Here is a 17,710-nt window from a genome sequence, read left to right on the forward strand (position 1 = left end):
GAGGCCAGTGTGTGCACCATCAATTGTGCGATGTGGCCGCTGACGCCTTCCCGGCTAAAGCCGGTCCCACTGAACGCGCGCAGTGTCAGTAGGACCGGCTTTAGCCGGGAAGCTTGCAGCTCAAAGCTTGAAGCTTGCCGCTTCTCTTACATATTGGGATAGGTCGGGCCGCCTGCGCCTTCCGGTGCTACCCACGTGATGTTCTGCGACGGATCCTTGATGTCACAGGTTTTGCAGTGGACGCAGTTCTGCGCGTTGATCTGGAAGCGCTTGGCGCCGTCTTCCTGGGTCACCACCTCGTAAACCCCCGCCGGGCAGTAACGCTGGGCAGGCTCGTCGTACTTGGGCAGGTTGACGCTGATCGGGATGCTCGGATCCTTCAGCTTCAGGTGGCACGGCTGCTCTTCTTCGTGGTTGGTGCCGGAGATGAACACCGAACTCAGCTTGTCGAAGCTCAGCTTGCCGTCGGGTTTCGGGTAGTCGATTTTCTTCGAGTCGGCCGCCAGCTTCATGCACGCATAGTCCGGCGTGGTGTCACGCAGGGTGAAGGGGATCTTGCCGCCAAACAGGTTCTGGTCAACGAAGTTGAACGCGCCGCCGAAGATCGCGCCGAACTTGTGCACCGCCGCGCCGAAGTTACGACTGGCGAACAGTTCTTCGTGCAGCCAGCTGGCCTTGAAGCCCTCGACGTAGCCGTTGAGCGTGTCACCACCCTCGTTGCCGGCAAACAGCGCATCCGCCACCGCTTCGGCGGCGAGCATGCCGGATTTCATGGCGGTATGGCTGCCCTTGATCTTGGCGAAGTTCAGCGTGCCCAGGTCGCAACCGATCAGTGCGCCGCCGGGGAAGACCATCTTTGGCAGCGAATTCAGGCCACCCTTGCAGATGGCCCGTGCGCCGTAGCTGATGCGCTTGCCGCCTTCCAGGTACTGCTTGAGGACCGGGTGGTGCTTGAGGCGCTGGAATTCGTCGAACGGCGACAGGTAAGGGTTGGCGTAGGAGAGGTCGACGATCAGGCCGACCACGACCTGATTGTTTTCCAGGTGGTAAAGGAACGAGCCGCCGGTGTTTTCGGTGCCCATGATATCCAGCGGCCAGCCGGCGGTGTGAACCACCAGGCCCGGCTGATGTTTGGCCGGATCGACTTCCCAGATTTCCTTCAAGCCGATGCCGTAGTGCTGAGCGTCGGCCTCACTGTCCAGCTTGAAGCGATTGATCAGTTGCTTGCCGATGTGACCACGGCAGCCTTCGGCGAACAGCGTGTACTTGCCGCGCAGTTCCATACCGGGGGTGTACAGGCCTTCTTTCGGATTGCCTTCACGGTCGACGCCCAGATCACCGGTGAGAATCCCGCGCACCACGCCGGTCTCATCGATCAGCGCTTCCTGAGCCGCGAAGCCCGGGTAGATTTCGACGCCGAGGTTCTCGGCCTGCTGTGCCATCCAGCGGCACAGGTTGCCCAGGGAGATGATGTAGTTGCCTTCGTTGTGCATGGTCTTGGGCACGAACACGCCCGGGACTTTCTGGCTGGCGTCCGCACCGGTCAGCACATAGATGTCGTCGGTTTTGACCGGGGTATTGAGCGGGGCGCCCAGGGCTTTCCAGTCGGGGAACAGCTCGTTGAGGGCGCGGGGTTCGAACACTGCGCCGGAGAGAATGTGAGCACCGACCTCGGAGCCTTTTTCCACCACGCAGACGCTGATTTCCTGACCGGCGTCAGCGGCTCTCTGTTTCAGGCGGCAAGCGGCAGACAGCCCGGCGGGCCCGGCTCCGACGATGACGACGTCGAACTCCATAAATTCGCGTTCCACAGGCTATCTCCTACTCAAGGCTCAACGGCGTATTTTTTAGGCGTATTTTTTATAGATGGCTAAAACCGACCCCCGGAAGCTCATTTATCCGGGTGTCGTCTTGAAGGCGCGCATTATATCTACACCACCTCGCAGGTCCAATACAAACGTTTGTTTGAATCGGCCGAAACCCTGATAAATCATGGTGAGACGGCTTGTGACTGGCGTTTATGTCGTATTGACCCGACCCGGCGTTGCGGTCAAGATACGGGCGGTTTTGCGCTCGCTACAGTTGGCCGCCGGCCTTGTCGGCTGCGTGCAAACTGTCGGTAGCAGAACACCGCTAAAAGCAACGTGAGCATCGCCCCCGCGCAACCCTCAGCCCCAGGCCTGCGGCGCGCTGCAGTTTACACGGGCGGGCAACGTCTGGCTTGGATTGCCGCCGTAGCGTGGCCGCTTTTGCTGATATCAGCATTCACCAACCACGAATACGTTGTTTTCACAGGTGTTCTTTACACTGACGAGTACCCATCGCCGGGCAAGGCCTGGCGATTTTCTTTTCACCGGAGAGAAACGAGGAATCCATGAAGGTTCTTGTAGCTGTCAAACGAGTGGTCGACTACAACGTCAAGGTTCGCGTCAAAGCGGACAACTCCGGCGTCGATCTCGCCAACGTTAAAATGTCGATGAACCCCTTCTGCGAGATCGCGGTAGAAGAAGCCGTCCGCCTGAAAGAGAAAGGCGTGGCGACCGAGATCGTCGTCGTTTCCATCGGCCCGACCACCGCCCAGGAGCAACTGCGTACCGCGTTGGCACTGGGTGCCGATCGCGCCATCCTCGTGGAATCCGCTGACGAACTGACCTCCCTGGCCGTGGCCAAGTTGCTGAAGGCTGTTGTCGACAAAGAACAACCGCAGCTGGTCATTCTCGGCAAGCAGGCGATCGACAGCGACAACAACCAGACTGGCCAGATGCTGGCTGCGCTGAGCGGTTATGCCCAGGGCACCTTCGCGTCCAAAGTCGAAGTGTCCGGCGACAGCGTCAACGTCACCCGTGAAATCGACGCTGGCGCGCAGACCGTTTCCCTCAAGCTGCCGGCCATCGTCACCACCGACCTGCGTTTGAACGAGCCGCGCTACGCGTCGCTGCCGAACATCATGAAAGCCAAGAAAAAGCCCCTCGAAGTGCTGACCCCTGATGCGTTGGGCGTTTCGATTGCGTCCACCAACAAGACCCTGAAGGTTGAAGCGCCGGCTGCCCGCAGCGCAGGCATCAAGGTCAAGTCGGTTGCTGAACTGGTTGATAAACTGAAAAACGAAGCGAAGGTGATCTGATGACGACCCTGGTTATCGCTGAGCACGAAAACGGCGCAATCGCTCCCGCCACTCTCAATACCGTTGCCGCGGCCACCAAGATCGGTGGTGACATTCACGTTCTGGTCGCCGGTCTGAATGTCGGTGCCGTCGGCGAAGCAGTTGCAAAAATCGCAGGCGTGTCCAAGGTCCTCGTGGCTGACCACGCAGCGTATGAACACCAGTTGCCGGAAAACGTTGCCCCGCTGGTCGTCGAGCTGGCTTCGGCCTACAGCCACGTGCTGGCCGCTGCAACCTCCAACGGCAAGAACATCCTGCCGCGTGTTGCTGCCCAACTGGACGTCGACCAGATCTCCGAGATCATCTCGGTCGAAAGCGCTGACACCTTCAAGCGCCCGATCTACGCGGGTAACGCCATTGCGACCGTTCAGTCGTCGGCAGCCGTGAAAGTCATCACCGTTCGCGCCACCGGCTTTGACGCCGTTGCAGCGGAAGGCGGTTCTGCTTCGGTTGAAGCCGTCAGCGCGGCCCATGATGCGGGCAAATCGTCCTTTGTCAGCGAAGAGCTGGCCAAGTCCGATCGTCCGGAGCTGACCGCTGCCAAGATTGTCGTTTCCGGCGGCCGTGGCATGCAGAACGGCGACAACTTCAAACACCTGTACACCTTGGCTGACAAGCTGGGTGCGGCTGTTGGCGCTTCCCGCGCGGCCGTCGACGCAGGCTTCGTGCCCAACGACATGCAGGTCGGCCAGACCGGCAAGATCGTCGCGCCGCAGCTGTACATTGCGGTCGGCATCTCCGGCGCGATCCAGCATCTGGCCGGCATGAAAGACTCCAAGGTGATCGTGGCGATCAACAAGGACGAAGAAGCACCGATCTTCCAGGTGGCCGATTACGGCCTCGTGGCGGACCTGTTCGAAGCGATCCCCGAGCTGGAGAAGCTGGTTTAATCCACTTCCCTGACTTATAAAGAGAACCCGTTCGTTCGGGCTGCCTGAGCGCCGGTCATCGTTCACTCGATGAACCAGCGCTCAGGCAGTCGGAGCTGGCGGGTTTTTTTATGGGCTCAAAAAGGACGTTGTCATGTTGTCGCCAAAGCAGACGCTGGCTTCACTGCTGGGCGGGTTGCTGTTGCTGCCGTCGCTGGCCTGGTCTGCGGGCAAGTGTGACCGGCTGATTGTCACCGGCAGCCCGGACGCGCCGCCGTACCTGTGGCGCGACCCGCAGGACCCCAAGCACCTGATGGGCGCCAATGCCGACCTGCTCAAGGAGGTCGCGCAACAGATCGGCGTCAAGGTCGAGCTGCTGTATGGCGGCAAGCGCAGCCAGGCCCTGGAAGAGGTGCGCACCGGGCGCATGGACATGCTGGCGGACACGCCCCTCAACAGCGCCGAGCTGGAATCCCTGGATTTCATCCACCCGCCCATCGCCCAGAACGAGATCATGGTCTGGACCCGCACCGGCCATGAGCAGCCGTTCAATTCGCTGGCCGATCTGCAGAGCCATCCCGGCGCCATGTCTGAAAAAACCCGCGTGACACCGGGGTTCGATGAGGCGATCAAGGCGCACCTGACGCTGGAGAGGCAGGCCAGTCTTCTCCAGGCCTTTCAGAAACTGGCGGCGGGGCAGGTCGAATTCGTCCTGGCCGGCCGCTATGCGGGGATGGCCGTGACTCAGGCGCTGAACATCGCCAAAGACCTGCAAACCCAGCCCCTGACCCTCGATCGTCCGGGCTTTTATCTGGCGCTGTCGTTCAACTCCGCCTGCAACGATCCATGGCTGCGCGGACAGCTGGCGAAAAAAATGACAGAATTGGCCGCTTCCGGTCGCTCCAGTGAAGCCGTCACGCGCAACCTGGACCTGTGGAAAATCCAGTTGCAGCAGTCCGGTAGCGCCCTCCATCAGTAGGAATGTGTTTTGAGCTTTCTTTTGAAAATCCAGCCTGTATTCGCCGCTGTCGTGCTCGTCGCTCTCGTCGGCTGTGCCAACGACCCAGCGCCCACCGAACAACTCAAACTCACCGAACAGGCTGTCGCCCAGGCCACCGCGGTCGGCGCTACGGATGAAGAACCGGACCTGGTGACAGCGCAGACCAAGCTGACCCAGGCCCGCGTCGACATGGCGGACAAGTCCTACAAGGACGCGCGCATGCAGGCTGAGCAGGCCGAGCTGGACGCCCGTCTGGCGGAGGCCCGTGTGCTGACGCAGAAGAGTGAAGCACAGGTGGCCCAGGTCAACACCCGCCTCGAGCGTCTGCGCAAGCAGTTGGGGGCTGGCCAATGAATGCCGTTGCGCGAAGCCTCAGTCTCGGCCTTTTGCTGGCCAGTGCCGGTCTTGCTGGCTGTGCCGGCCACCAGAGCAGTGAACAGGCGTTGCAGGGCGCCGTTGCCGATTACCAGAAGGTCAAGGAAGACACCAACGTCCTGCGCAGCGCGCCGAAGGACGTGATCCGTGCCGGTGAATTGCTGGGCCGGGCCGAGCGCCTGTCAAGCTACATCGGCAGCGCTGACGACGTCAGTCATTACGCGTACCTGAGCAGCCGTTACAGCGCGATCGCCCGGGAGCACAGCAAGTTGCTGCTGAATCAGGAAAAGCTCGCGCGACTGGAGCTGGAACGTCAGCGCCTGCAGTTGGCCTTGCGTGAGGCCAAGCTGGCCGGCGCCCAGCAACAGGGCAAGTGGGCCGAAGATCAGGTGATCAGCCTGTCGACGCAGCAGAATGAGCGGGGGCTGGTGATGACCCTCGGCGACATGCTCTTCGATACCGGCCGCGCCGAACTGAAAAGCTCGGCCAACCGCACGGTACTGAAGGTCGTGCAGTTCCTGCAATTCAATCCCAAGCGCGTCGTGCGCATCGAGGGCTACACCGACAGCACCGGCGATAGTGAGGTAAACCTCGCGCTTTCGAAAGACCGGGCACAGGCCGTCGCTGACGTGCTGTCTGATCTGGGCATCGAGGAAGACCGCATTCAGGTCGAAGGCTACGGCGATCAGTACTCGGTGGACTCGAACGCCTCTGAAAGCGGCCGCGCCCAGAACCGCCGTGTCGAAATCGTCTTCTCGGACGACAAGGGGCGTCTGAGCGCGCCTCGTTGAAGAGCAGCGGACTGTCACAATCCGAGTGATTCAAACACCGCGCCCTCTAGCCGGAACAGGAACTGTCACCGTACACTTCTGAACTGTTCCGGTGATCCTGCTGTTTTGGTCACCGCACGCATGATCAAAGCACGGGATCGAGGGACGCGAAATGACCAGTCTGTTGTTGTACCAACGCATCGCCCAACAGCTGGCCGAAGACATTCGCCGGGGCGTGTACCAGCCAGGCGAACGCGTGCCCTCCGTGCGCAAGATGAGCTCCCAGCTCAACGTCAGCCATGCCACCGTCCTGCAGGCCTATGCCAACCTTGAAGATCAGGGTTTGATCCGCGCGCGGCCGCAGTCCGGCTATTACGTGCACCAAACCCCGGCCCTCACGGCGGCGACCCCCGATATCGCGCGGGTTGAGCGTCCCGGCCTGGTCACCCGCGCCAGCATCATTCAGCAGGTGCTGGTCGAAGCGCGGCGTGAAGGGGTGTTCGCGTTTGGCGCTGCTGTCCCGCACATCGATTACTTGCCGTTGCGCGCATTGCATCAGCAACTGGCCAAGGTCACCCGGTTTCAAAGCCCCCGCGCATTCAACTACATGTTCAGCCCGGGTTTCGAGCCGCTGCGCCGGCAAGTGGCGATCCGGATGCGCGACGCCGGCGTGGTGATCGACCCCTCGGAAGTGGTGATCACCCACGGTTGCGTCGATGCGCTGCAGATGTCGCTGCGGGTGCTGACTAGCCCCGGTGACCTGATCGCTGCAGAATCCCCAACCTATTACGGCCTGCTGCAACTGGCCGATCTGCTTGGCTTGAAAGTCATCGAAATCCCCAGCGACCCCAACACCGGGATCAGCCTGGAAGCGCTGCAACTGGCGGCCAATCAGTGGTCGATCAAGGCGCTGGTGATGACGTCGCGGCTGAGCAACCCGCTGGGCAGCACCATGCCGGAAGAGCGGCAGAAACACCTGCTGCGCCTGGCCTCGGATTTCGACATCCAAATCATCGAGGACGACATCTACGGCGAGCTGATGTACGAGCAGAACAAGACCAAGGCGTTGAAGGCGTTCGACCGGCTGGGCCACGTCATCTACTGCTCCAGCTTCTCCAAGACCCTGTCGCCGGGCGTGCGGATCGGCTGGATGATCGCCGGGAAATACCAAGCGGAAATCCAGCGCCTGCAGACCTTCAGCACCCATTCGGCGTGCAGCGTGACGCAGATGGCGGTGGCGTCCTACCTCGAAAACGGCGGGTATGACCGGCACTTGCGCTTTATCCGTCAGGAGCACCGCAAGAATCTGAGCGCCTTCCAGCTCGCCGTGCAGCAAATGTTCCCCGAAGGCACGCAGATCAGCCGGCCTGCGGGCGGGTTCATCCTGTGGATCAGCCTCCCGGGGCGGGTAAACACTCAGGAGTTGCACGTGCGCGCGCTTGAGCAGGGCATCAGCATCGCGCCGGGCCTGATCTTCAGTAATACCGAGCAGTTCAACCACTGCATTCGCCTGAATTGCGGGCTGCCGTGGAACCGTGAAGCGGAGAGGGCGTTGATAACGGTGGGCATGCTGGCCAAGCAGTTATGCCAGGACGCCGGGCAATCCTGGTGAACTCGTAGGGCCGCCAGCTTTCCATACTATCGAGGGAGGCTGACAGGGAACTTGTCAGCCGCCGTGCAACGGGCCAGCATATGGCCCCTGTCTTACTTACTGCCGTTCAGACTATGAAATCACTGCGTTGTTTAAGTGTGATGGTGTTGGTGTTGCTGAGCGCCTGTGATGCCGATAAAGCGCCCACCCCGCCGGCGAAAGCTACCGCTTCTGCGCCTGCTGCGGGTGCCGCTGCGCCGGCCGAAGCTGCTAAAGCAGCGAAGCCAGCGTCAGAGCCTGAGTCCGCGCCTGCGCTGGCGGACAAGCCTGCTGCGGATGCGCCAGCGGTCCATGCGCTGGCGCCGAACATTCCTGCCGTGCCTGTAGTCGCGTCGGGTAAGGCGTCGGCTGGAGCGCCGCGGGAGGTCACCGATGTCAAGGCTGCGGACGGTAAGTCCGCTGGCACGAACGCCAAATCTGCCAAGGTCAAAGCGGATAATGCCGAAGTCGCGCGGCGTGCGCCGGTGGCCAGCAAGAGTAAATCGGCGTCTCAAGTGGTCAAGGAGACCCGCCTGAACAAGGTGCCCCTCGACCTGAGTCTGCCGCCCGAGATGGTTAAGCAACTGACCCCTCCGGCGAATGTGATCTCCTCGGCGTCAAAGTCCAAAGCCCAGTCAACTGGGGCCAAGCCGCTGCTGCCTAAAATGTTCCCGGATGCGGATGCGGACCCAGACTTCCAGATGCAAGGCCGTCTGCTGAGCAATGAAATGGATTTGCAGTTGCGTAATGAGGCACGCAAGGACGTCGAAGGCGCTGCTTTGGATTTCACCTTTAAAAAGTGATGAGCGCACGGCGCTGTCGCAGGACCTGATTTTCAAACGTGTGTTTTAGCGCGTAAGATCCTGCCATCGTCCTCACTGCCACACAGGTTCTCTCCATGGAATGCCGTTCAGGCTGCGGCGCGTGCTGCATCGCGCCGTCCATCACATCACCGATCCCTGGAATGCCCAACGGCAAACCTGCCGGCATGCGCTGCCTGCACCTGTCGGTGGACATGCTCTGCGCAATCTTCGGGCAGCCGGGAAGGCCGGCGGTATGTGGCCAGTTTGCAGCGGAGCCCGAAGTGTGTGGCAGCGGTCCCGAGGATGCGATCAGGCTGATTGGCTGGTGGGAAAAGATGACATCGGTGGCGTGAATTGCGGCCGAGGCACGACTGAACTTCAACAATAAGGAACAACATATGAGTTCGCTGTACCGCATTGCTTTCGGATTGGGACTGACTGTATGGGTGGCGGCTTCGGCGCAGGCTGAGGAGTGGAAAGTCGCGAAGAACGAGGAGGGGATCAAGGTCTCACTCAGCGAATTCCCCGGGTCGCAGTACAAGGCCTATCAGGGCGTGACCACCATCAAGGCGAGCATCGGCAAGCTCCGGGCGTTGCAGGAAGACGTGGTCAGCGCCTGTGCCTGGATTCACGAATGCAAACTGCAGAAGATACTCAAGCATGAGGGCGACAAGACCTGGACCTATTCCCAGTTCAACACGCCCTGGCCGGTCACACCCCGGGATTCGGTGCTGAAGGTCACCACAGTGGAGGGCGCCGATGGCAGCATGACCCGTCAGCTGGAAGGCGACCCCAAGTACATCCCGGAAGAGAAAGGCTTTGTGCGGGTGGCGCAGGTCGAGGGGTTCTGGAAGTTCGTGCCCAAAGGCGAGAATCTGACCGAGGTCACCTATCAGGTGCACACCGAGCCGGGCGGCAGCGTGCCGTCCTGGCTGGCGAACAAGTTCGTCGTGGATGCGCCGTTCAACACCCTGAAAGCGCTGAAGGACCGAGCCGAGAAGAACTGATCGGCTCGCTCGCGACGCTAAAGCCACACACTAAAAAGGCTGCCCGAGGGCAGCCTTTTTTGCGTCTTGGCGGGTGCTGCCGAGTTACTTACGCTCGGCCAGCGGAACGATGTCCCGGGACACTTCGCCGGTGTACAGCTGGCGTGGACGGCCGATCTTGTAAGGGCTCGACAGCATTTCCTTCCAGTGAGAGATCCAGCCGACGGTTCGCGCCAGGGCGAAAATCACGGTGAACATACTGGTCGGGATGCCGATCGCCTTGAGGATGATGCCCGAGTAGAAGTCCACGTTCGGGTACAGCGAGCGTTCGATGAAGTACGGGTCGGTCAGGGCGATCTCTTCAAGACGCATGGCCAGTTCGAGCTGCGGGTCGTTGGTGATGCCCAGCTCGCGCAGGACTTCGTCGCAGGTCTGCTTCATCACGGTGGCGCGCGGGTCGCGGTTCTTGTAAACCCGGTGGCCAAAGCCCATCAGCTTGAACGGATCGTTCTTGTCCTTGGCCTTGGCGATGTAGGTGTCGATGTTGGACACATCGCCAATCTCATCGAGCATGGTCAGCACGGCTTCGTTGGCGCCGCCGTGGGCAGGGCCCCAGAGCGCGGCAATACCGGCTGCGATACAGGCAAACGGGTTGGCGCCCGAAGAGCCTGCCATGCGCACGGTGGACGTCGAGGCGTTCTGTTCGTGGTCGGCGTGAAGGATGAAGATCCGGTCCATGGCCTTGGCCAGCGTCGGGCTGATCGGTTTGATCTCGCACGGCGTGTTGAACATCATGTGCAGGAAGTTTTCCGCGTAGCTGAGGTCGTTGCGCGGGTACATCATGGGTTGACCCATGGAGTACTTGTAAACCATCGCGGCCAGGGTCGGCATCTTGGCGACCAGGCGGATCGCGGAGATTTCCCGGTGCTGCGGATTATTGATGTCCAGGGAGTCGTGGTAGAACGCCGACAGGGCGCCAACCACACCGCACATGACGGCCATCGGGTGGGCGTCGCGGCGGAAACCGTTGAAGAAGGTCTTCAGTTGCTCGTGCACCATGGTGTGATTCTTCACGGTGACGACGAATTCGGCTTTTTGCTCGGCGGTTGGCAGCTCGCCGTTAAGCAACAGGTAGCAGGTTTCCAGGTAGTCCGATTGCTCGGCCAGCTGTTCGATCGGGTAGCCGCGATGCAGGAGAATGCCGTTGTCACCATCGATATAGGTGATCTTCGATTCGCATGAGGCGGTGGACATGAAGCCTGGGTCGAATGTGAAGCGTCCGGTGGCAGTCAGGCCGCGTACGTCGATAACATCGGGACCAACGGTGCCGGTCAGAATGGGCAGCTCGACGGGGGCTGCGCCCTCGATGATCAACTGCGCTTTTTTATCAGCCATGTGGCCTCCTAATTATGCTTCAAATCATCAGACAGACCCCCCACGCAGGGCCCGCATCACTATAGTGAGATAAATTCTAAAGTCAATTTGCCAAAAGTCTTGTAGCAGAGGGCTTTAAGCCATGGTTTTCGTCGAAATTACGGGCCATTTACGCCAATTATCGGGCTAAAGCAATCCACCCTTGGGACAGGGTCTGCGCGTTGTCATTAGCGGGCTAACTGTCTATACTCGGCGTCCGACCGCCAGGGGCTTTCAGGCCTGATTCAACGGGGTTGGTCACTTCCTGGGTAGTGGGTACCTGACCAGTACACTTCCCAACAACTTGCCCTGAGTGTTAGGGCTCTTCAGTGTGAAAAAAAGCCGTGAAAAGCCAACGACCTGTAAACCTAGACCTAAGGACCATCAAACTCCCTATCACTGCTTACACGTCCATCCTTCACCGTATTTCCGGTGTCATCCTCTTCGTCGGCATTGCCATCATGCTTTATGCATTGGACCTGTCGCTCGACTCCGAGGAAGGCTTCGCGTCGGTGAAAGCGGGACTGACCAGTCCGCTGGCCAAGTTCGTGATCTGGGCTCTTCTGTCCGCACTGCTTTATCACCTGGTGGCGGGCGTCCGTCATCTGATCATGGACACGGGCATCGGCGAGACGCTGGAAGGCGGCAAGCGGGGCTCTCAAATTGTTATCGCCGTGTCTGTGGTGGTGATCGTTCTGGCAGGAGTGTGGATATGGTAACCAACGTCACTAACCTTTCTCGTTCGGGCCTGTATGACTGGATGGCGCAACGCGTCTCCGCCGTCGTACTCGCGGCTTATTTCATTTTCCTGATCGGGTACCTGATCGCGCACCCTGGCCTCGATTTCGCCACGTGGCACGCGCTGTTCTCCCATAACGCAATGCGCATCTTCAGCCTGTTGGCCCTTGTTGCCCTGGCGGCTCACGCCTGGGTTGGCATGTGGACCATCGCGACCGATTACCTGACGCCGATGGCGCTGGGCAACTCCGCGACAGTGGTGCGTTTCCTTTTTCAGGCGGTGTGCGGCATTGCGATGTTCGCTTACTTCGTCTGGGGTGTGCAGATTCTTTGGGGTATCTGATTCATGGCTAACATTAATACGCTTTCATTCGACGCCATTATCATTGGCGGCGGCGGTGCGGGCATGCGTGCCGCATTGCAGCTGGCTCAGGGCGGCCACAAGACCGCTGTAGTCACCAAGGTTTTCCCGACTCGCTCCCACACCGTTTCCGCACAGGGTGGCATCACCTGCGCCATCGCTTCGGCTGATCCGAACGATGACTGGCGCTGGCACATGTACGATACCGTCAAGGGCTCCGACTACATCGGTGACCAGGACGCTATCGAATACATGTGTTCCGTGGGCCCGGAAGCCGTGTTCGAGCTCGAGCACATGGGTCTGCCGTTTTCCCGTACCGAGCAGGGCCGCATCTATCAGCGTCCGTTCGGCGGCCAGTCGAAAGACTTCGGCAAGGGCGGTCAGGCTGCACGTACCTGTGCAGCTGCCGACCGTACCGGTCACGCGCTGCTGCACACCCTGTATCAGGCCAACCTGAAGGCCGGCACTGTATTCCTCAACGAGTACTACGCCGTTGACCTGGTGAAGAACCAGGACGGCGCGTTCGTCGGCATCATTGCCATCTGCATCGAAACCGGTGAAACCTCCTACATTCGCGCTGACGCGACTGTACTGGCCACTGGCGGTGCTGGCCGTATCTACTCCTCCACCACCAACGCCCTGATCAACACCGGCGACGGCGTGGGCATGGCGCTGCGTGCCGGTGTTCCGGTTCAGGACATCGAAATGTGGCAGTTCCACCCGACCGGCATCGCCGGCGCAGGTGTACTGGTCACAGAAGGCTGCCGTGGTGAAGGCGGTTACCTGATCAACAAGCATGGCGAGCGTTTCATGGAGCGTTACGCGCCAAACGCCAAGGACCTTGCCGGTCGTGACGTTGTGGCTCGCTCGATGGTTAAAGAGATCATCGCCGGCAACGGTTGCGGTCCCGACGGTGACCACGTGATGCTCAAACTCGATCACCTCGGTGAGGAAGTGCTGCACAGCCGTCTGCCAGGGATCATGGAACTGTCCAAGACCTTCGCACACGTCGATCCGGCCGTTGCGCCAATCCCTGTCGTGCCGACCTGCCACTACATGATGGGCGGCGTTGCCACCAACATTCATGGTCAGGCGATCACCCAGGACGCCGCTGGCGTCGACACCATCATCCCGGGCCTGTTCGCGGTGGGTGAAGTGGCATGCGTATCGGTTCACGGTGCCAACCGTCTGGGCGGTAACTCGCTGCTCGATCTGGTGGTGTTCGGCCGTGCTGCCGGTCTGCACCTGGAGCAGGCACTCAACGAAGGCGTCGACTACCGTCGCGCTTCCGAAACCGACATCGACGTTGCGCTGGCTCGCCTCAATGGTCTGAACTCGCGCACCGATGGCGAAGACGTCGCTACCCTGCGCAAAGAGCTGCAAAGCTGCATGCAGAACTACTTCGGTGTGTTCCGTACCGGCGAATACATGCAGAAGGGTATCGCCCAGCTGGCTGACCTGCGCACGCGCATCGCCAACGTCAAGATCAACGACAAGAGCCAGGCATTCAACACAGCCCGGATCGAAGCGCTGGAGCTGCAGAACCTGCTGGAAGTCGCTGAAGCAACGGCGATCGCCGCAGAGCATCGCAAGGAGTCCCGTGGCGCTCACGCCCGTGAAGACTTTGAAGATCGCGACGACGAGAACTGGCTGTGTCACACCCTGTACTTCCCGGGTGACAAGCGCGTAGCCAAGCGTGCCGTGAACTTCTCGCCAAAAACTGTTCCGACTTTTGAGCCTAAGATTCGGACTTATTAAGGGTGACCGCCATGTTGCAAGTCAGTGTTTATCGCTACAACCCTGATCAGGACGCCGCGCCGTTCATGCAGGATTTCCAGGTCGACACCGGTGGCAAAGACCTGATGGTCCTGGATGTGCTGGCTCTGATCAAAGAGCAGGACGAGGGCTTCTCGTACCGTCGCTCGTGCCGCGAAGGCGTGTGCGGCTCCGACGGCATGAACATCAACGGCAAGAACGGCCTGGCCTGCATCACGCCGCTGTCGGCTGTGGTCAAGGGCAACAAGCTGGTGGTTCGCCCACTGCCTGGCCTGCCGGTCATCCGCGACCTCGCCGTCGACATGAGCATCTTCTACAAGCAGTACGAGAAGGTGAAGCCATTCCTGCAGAACGACACGCCGGCTCCGTCCATCGAGCGCCTGCAGAGCCCCGAAGAGCGGGAAAAACTCGACGGCCTGTACGAGTGCATCCTGTGCGCTTGCTGCTCGACGTCCTGCCCGTCGTTCTGGTGGAACCCCGACAAGTTCCTGGGGCCTGCCGCGATCCTGCAAGCCTATCGTTTCCTGGCTGACAGCCGCGACACCCGGACCCAAGAGCGTCTGGCGTCGATGGACGATCCGTTCAGTGTTTTCCGCTGCCGCGGCATCATGAACTGCGTCAACGTTTGCCCGAAAGGCCTGAACCCAACCAAGGCTATCGGTCACGTGCGCAACATGCTGCTCAAAAGCGGTGTCTGAGTTTGCCGCATCTGTAACACCGCAGCACCCGCTACTGCAGCACCCGTAAACGCTGCGGCGCAGGCTTCAACCGGCGCCGTAGTTTTAACCTGAGCAGTTGTCGCAGGGCTTCAGCTCTTATTTTGAAGAAATGAAACCAGCAGGGGCATCCGGGCTGGTACCCGGACTATCTGCGTGATCCCTAGTGACTTGAAGTCGCTGCACATGGACTTTTCAAGTTTGCGCTGGCATCGACGCCGATGGTGTCCCCTAATCGAGGGTGACCAAGCATGCAAGAAAGCGTGATGCAGCGCATGTGGAACAGCGCCCACCTTTCCGGTGGTAACGCTGCCTATGTGGAAGAGCTCTATGAGCTCTACCTGCACGACCCTAACGCTGTGCCAGAAGAGTGGCGCACCTATTTTCAGACGTTGCCGGCTGACGGCAGCACTGCCACCGATGTATCGCACTCTACGGTTCGCGATCATTTTGTGTTGCTGGGGAAAAACCAGCGCCGCGCCCAACCGGTCTCTGCCGGCAGCGTGAGCAGCGAGCATGAAAAGAAGCAAGTTGAAGTGCTGCGACTTATCCAGGCATTCCGTATGCGCGGCCATCAGGGTGCGCAACTCGATCCTCTGGGTCTGTGGAAGCGTACTGCGCCAGCTGACCTGTCGATCAACCATTACGGTTTGACCAACGCTGACCTCGATACCACATTCCGTGCCGGCGACCTGTTCATCGGCAAAGAAGAAGCGAGCCTACGCGAAATCGTCGAAGCGTTGCAGCAGACATATTGCCGCACCATCGGCGCCGAGTTCACGCACATCGTCGATTCCAACCAGCGCAACTGGTTCATGCAGCGCCTCGAAAGCGTGCGTGGCCGTCCTGCCTATTCCGCCGACATCAAGAGCCATCTGCTCGAGCGTGTGACGGCGGGCGAGGGTTTGGAGAAGTACCTGGGCACCAAATACCCGGGCACCAAGCGTTTCGGTCTGGAAGGCGGCGAAAGCCTGATTCCGATGCTCGACGAGCTGATTCAGCGCTCCGGTTCCTACGGCACCAAGGAAGTTGTCATCGGCATGGCCCACCGTGGCCGTCTCAACGTGCTGGTCAACACCTTCGGCAAGAACCCGCGCGACCTGTTCGACGAGTTCGAAGGCAAGAAGAAGGTCGAGCTAGGCTCCGGTGACGTCAAATATCACCAGGGCTTCTCGTCCAACGTGATGACCACCGGCGGCGAAGTCCACCTGGCGATGGCGTTCAACCCGTCCCACCTGGAAATCGTTTCCCCTGTGGTTGAAGGTTCGGTGCGTGCCCGTCAGGACCGTCGCAACGACGCCACTGGCGAGAAAGTGCTGCCGATCTCGATCCACGGTGACGCGGCGTTCGCAGGTCAAGGTGTGGTGCTGGAAACCTTCCAGATGTCGCAGACCCGCGGCTTCAAGACCGGCGGCACGATCCACATCGTGATCAACAACCAGGTCGGCTTCACCATCAGCAAGCAGGAAGACTCGCGCTCCACCGAGTACGCGACCGACGTTGCCAAGATGATTCAGGCGCCGATCCTCCATGTGAATGGCGATGATCCGGAAGCCGTGTTGTTCGTGACCCAGCTGGCGATCGACTACCGCATGCAGTTCAAGCGTGACGTGGTCATCGATCTGGTCTGCTACCGTCGTCGCGGTCACAACGAAGCCGATGAGCCGAGTGGCACCCAGCCGCTGATGTACCAGCAGATCGCCAAACAGCGCACCACCCGTGAGCTGTATGCCGATGCACTGGCCACCGCCGGCATCCTCAACGCCGAAGCCGCTCAGGCCAAGGTCGACGAGTACCGCAACGCGCTGGACAACGGCATGCACGTTGTCAAAAGCCTGGTCAAAGAGCCGAACAAGGAATTGTTCGTTGATTGGCGTCCGTACCTGGGTCACGCGTGGACAGCACGTCACGACACCAGTTTCGACCTCAAGACCCTGCAGGAACTGTCGGCCAAGCTGATGGAAGTGCCGGAAGGTTTCGTGGTTCAGCGTCAGGTCCAGAAAATCTACGAAGACCGCCAGAAGATGCAAGTCGGTGGCCTTCCGATCAACTGGGGTTACGCCGAAACCATGGCCTACGCCACGCTGGCGTTCGAAGGGCATCAGGTTCGCATCACCGGGCAGGACGTTGGTCGCGGTACGTTCTCGCACCGCCACGCCGTGCTGCACAACCAGAAAGACGGTGCGACCTACGTGCCTTTGCAGAACCTGTACGCCGGTCAGCCTCGCTTTGACCTGTACGACTCTTTCCTGTCGGAAGAAGCTGTGCTGGCGTTCGAATACGGTTACTCGACCACTCAGCCCAATGCGCTGGTGATCTGGGAAGCCCAGTTCGGTGACTTTGCCAACGGTGCACAGGTCGTGATCGACCAATTCATCACCAGCGGCGAGCACAAATGGGGCCGTCTGTGCGGCCTGACCATGCTGTTGCCCCATGGCTACGAAGGGCAGGGCCCGGAGCACTCATCGGCACGTCTTGAGCGTTACCTGCAATTGTGCGCCGAGCACAACATCCAGGTCTGCGTACCGACCACCCCGGCTCAGATCTACCATCTGCTGCGCCGTCAGGTGATCCGTCCGCTGCGCAAGCCGCTGATCGTGTTGACGCCGAAGTCGTTGCTGCGCCACAAGCTGGCCGTGTCGACACTGGAAGATCTGGCCCATGGCTCGTTCCAGACGGTCATCCCGGAAATCGACACCCTCGATGCCGCGAAAGTGACGCGTCTGGTGCTGTGCAGCGGCAAGGTCTACTACGACCTGCTGGAAAAGCGCCGTGCCGAAGGCCGCGAAGACATCGCCATCGTGCGTCTCGAGCAGCTCTATCCGTTCCCGGAAGACGACCTGATGGACGCTATCGCGTCGTATACCAACCTGACCAACGTGGTCTGGTGTCAGGAAGAACCCATGAACCAGGGCGCCTGGTACAGCAGTCAGCACCACTTGCGCCGCAGCATCGGCAATCACAACCGCAACCTCGTTCTCGAGTATGCCGGCCGTGATGCCTCCGCTGCCCCTGCTTGTGGATACGCTTCGATGCACGCCGAACAGCAGGAAAAACTGCTGAAAGACGCGTTCTCCGTTTAACGCCTTCGCGCACTAGAAACCGAATTA

General features: G+C 60.2%; 16 protein-coding genes. 14 read left to right on the forward strand and 2 right to left on the reverse strand.

Annotated elements, in window-relative coordinates; genetic code table 11:
* Nucleotides 1-146 precede the first annotated feature (146 nt).
* Nucleotides 147-1,811, reverse strand: a complete 1,665-nt coding sequence (locus BBI10_RS01645) for an electron transfer flavoprotein-ubiquinone oxidoreductase (protein WP_065986282.1) — start codon at nt 1,809-1,811, stop codon at nt 147-149.
* Nucleotides 1,812-2,374: 563 nt separating this feature from the next.
* Here BBI10_RS01645 and BBI10_RS01650 point away from each other — a divergent pair.
* From BBI10_RS01650 to BBI10_RS01690, 9 genes are all read left to right on the forward strand, one after another.
* Nucleotides 2,375-3,124: an electron transfer flavoprotein subunit beta/FixA family protein gene (locus BBI10_RS01650; protein WP_065986283.1), complete on the forward strand. Its 750-nt coding sequence runs from the start codon at nt 2,375-2,377 to the stop codon at nt 3,122-3,124.
* Nucleotides 3,124-4,053 (forward strand): electron transfer flavoprotein subunit alpha/FixB family protein, encoded by a 930-nt coding sequence (locus tag BBI10_RS01655; RefSeq protein ID WP_065986284.1) that lies wholly within the window; start codon nt 3,124-3,126, stop codon nt 4,051-4,053. Before BBI10_RS01650 ends, BBI10_RS01655 begins: the two co-directional genes overlap by 1 nt.
* 136 nt (nt 4,054-4,189) lie before the next feature.
* Complete coding sequence (locus BBI10_RS01660) at nt 4,190-5,011, forward strand: substrate-binding periplasmic protein (RefSeq protein ID WP_410933778.1); 822 nt, start codon at nt 4,190-4,192, stop codon at nt 5,009-5,011.
* Nucleotides 5,012-5,032: 21 nt separating this feature from the next.
* Nucleotides 5,033-5,386, forward strand: a complete 354-nt coding sequence (locus BBI10_RS01665) for a DUF4398 domain-containing protein (RefSeq protein ID WP_065986334.1) — start codon at nt 5,033-5,035, stop codon at nt 5,384-5,386.
* Nucleotides 5,383-6,198, forward strand: coding sequence for an OmpA family protein (locus tag BBI10_RS01670; RefSeq protein ID WP_065986286.1), 816 nt, complete (start codon nt 5,383-5,385; stop codon nt 6,196-6,198). The genes BBI10_RS01665 and BBI10_RS01670 overlap by 4 nt, the downstream gene beginning before the upstream one ends.
* A gap of 151 nt (nt 6,199-6,349) precedes the next feature.
* A complete protein-coding gene (locus tag BBI10_RS01675; protein ID WP_065986287.1) occupies nt 6,350-7,789 on the forward strand; it encodes a PLP-dependent aminotransferase family protein in 1,440 nt (479 codons plus the stop codon).
* 113 nt (nt 7,790-7,902) lie between these two features.
* A complete protein-coding gene (locus BBI10_RS01680; protein WP_065986288.1) occupies nt 7,903-8,610 on the forward strand; it encodes a hypothetical protein in 708 nt (235 codons plus the stop codon).
* A 95-nt stretch (nt 8,611-8,705) separates the two neighbouring features.
* Nucleotides 8,706-8,963, forward strand: a complete 258-nt coding sequence (locus BBI10_RS01685; protein WP_065986289.1) for a YkgJ family cysteine cluster protein — start codon at nt 8,706-8,708, stop codon at nt 8,961-8,963.
* A 45-nt stretch (nt 8,964-9,008) separates the two neighbouring features.
* Complete coding sequence (locus BBI10_RS01690) at nt 9,009-9,617, forward strand: START domain-containing protein (RefSeq protein ID WP_065986290.1); 609 nt, start codon at nt 9,009-9,011, stop codon at nt 9,615-9,617.
* Nucleotides 9,618-9,701: 84 nt separating this feature from the next.
* Here the strand turns inward: BBI10_RS01690 and gltA are convergent, their stop codons facing one another.
* Complete coding sequence (gltA, locus tag BBI10_RS01695; protein ID WP_037009384.1) at nt 9,702-10,991, reverse strand: citrate synthase; 1,290 nt, start codon at nt 10,989-10,991, stop codon at nt 9,702-9,704.
* Between the two features lie 362 nt (nt 10,992-11,353).
* Between gltA and sdhC the strand changes: the two genes are divergently transcribed.
* The 5 genes from sdhC to BBI10_RS01720 all read left to right on the forward strand — a co-directional run bounded on the left by sdhC (nt 11,354) and on the right by BBI10_RS01720 (nt 17,683).
* On the forward strand, nt 11,354-11,728 hold the full coding sequence (sdhC, locus tag BBI10_RS01700; protein WP_065986291.1) for a succinate dehydrogenase, cytochrome b556 subunit: 375 nt from the start codon (nt 11,354-11,356) through the stop codon (nt 11,726-11,728).
* Nucleotides 11,722-12,090 (forward strand): succinate dehydrogenase, hydrophobic membrane anchor protein, encoded by a 369-nt coding sequence (gene sdhD / locus BBI10_RS01705; RefSeq protein WP_065986292.1) that lies wholly within the window; start codon nt 11,722-11,724, stop codon nt 12,088-12,090. The genes sdhC and sdhD overlap by 7 nt, the downstream gene beginning before the upstream one ends.
* Nucleotides 12,091-12,093: 3 nt before the next feature.
* Nucleotides 12,094-13,866, forward strand: a complete 1,773-nt coding sequence (sdhA, locus tag BBI10_RS01710; protein ID WP_065986293.1) for a succinate dehydrogenase flavoprotein subunit — start codon at nt 12,094-12,096, stop codon at nt 13,864-13,866.
* An 11-nt stretch (nt 13,867-13,877) separates the two neighbouring features.
* Complete coding sequence (locus tag BBI10_RS01715; protein WP_065986294.1) at nt 13,878-14,582, forward strand: succinate dehydrogenase iron-sulfur subunit; 705 nt, start codon at nt 13,878-13,880, stop codon at nt 14,580-14,582.
* Between the two features lie 269 nt (nt 14,583-14,851).
* The gene (locus tag BBI10_RS01720; RefSeq protein ID WP_065986295.1) at nt 14,852-17,683 is read left to right on the forward strand and encodes a 2-oxoglutarate dehydrogenase E1 component; all 2,832 of its coding nucleotides are present in this window, start codon (nt 14,852-14,854) and stop codon (nt 17,681-17,683) included.
* The last annotated feature ends 27 nt before the right edge of the window (nt 17,684-17,710 follow it).

Origin of the sequence: Pseudomonas graminis (assembly GCF_001705435.1) — a bacterium.
In the GTDB taxonomy this organism is placed as follows: Bacteria; Pseudomonadota; Gammaproteobacteria; order Pseudomonadales; family Pseudomonadaceae; genus Aquipseudomonas; species Aquipseudomonas graminis_B.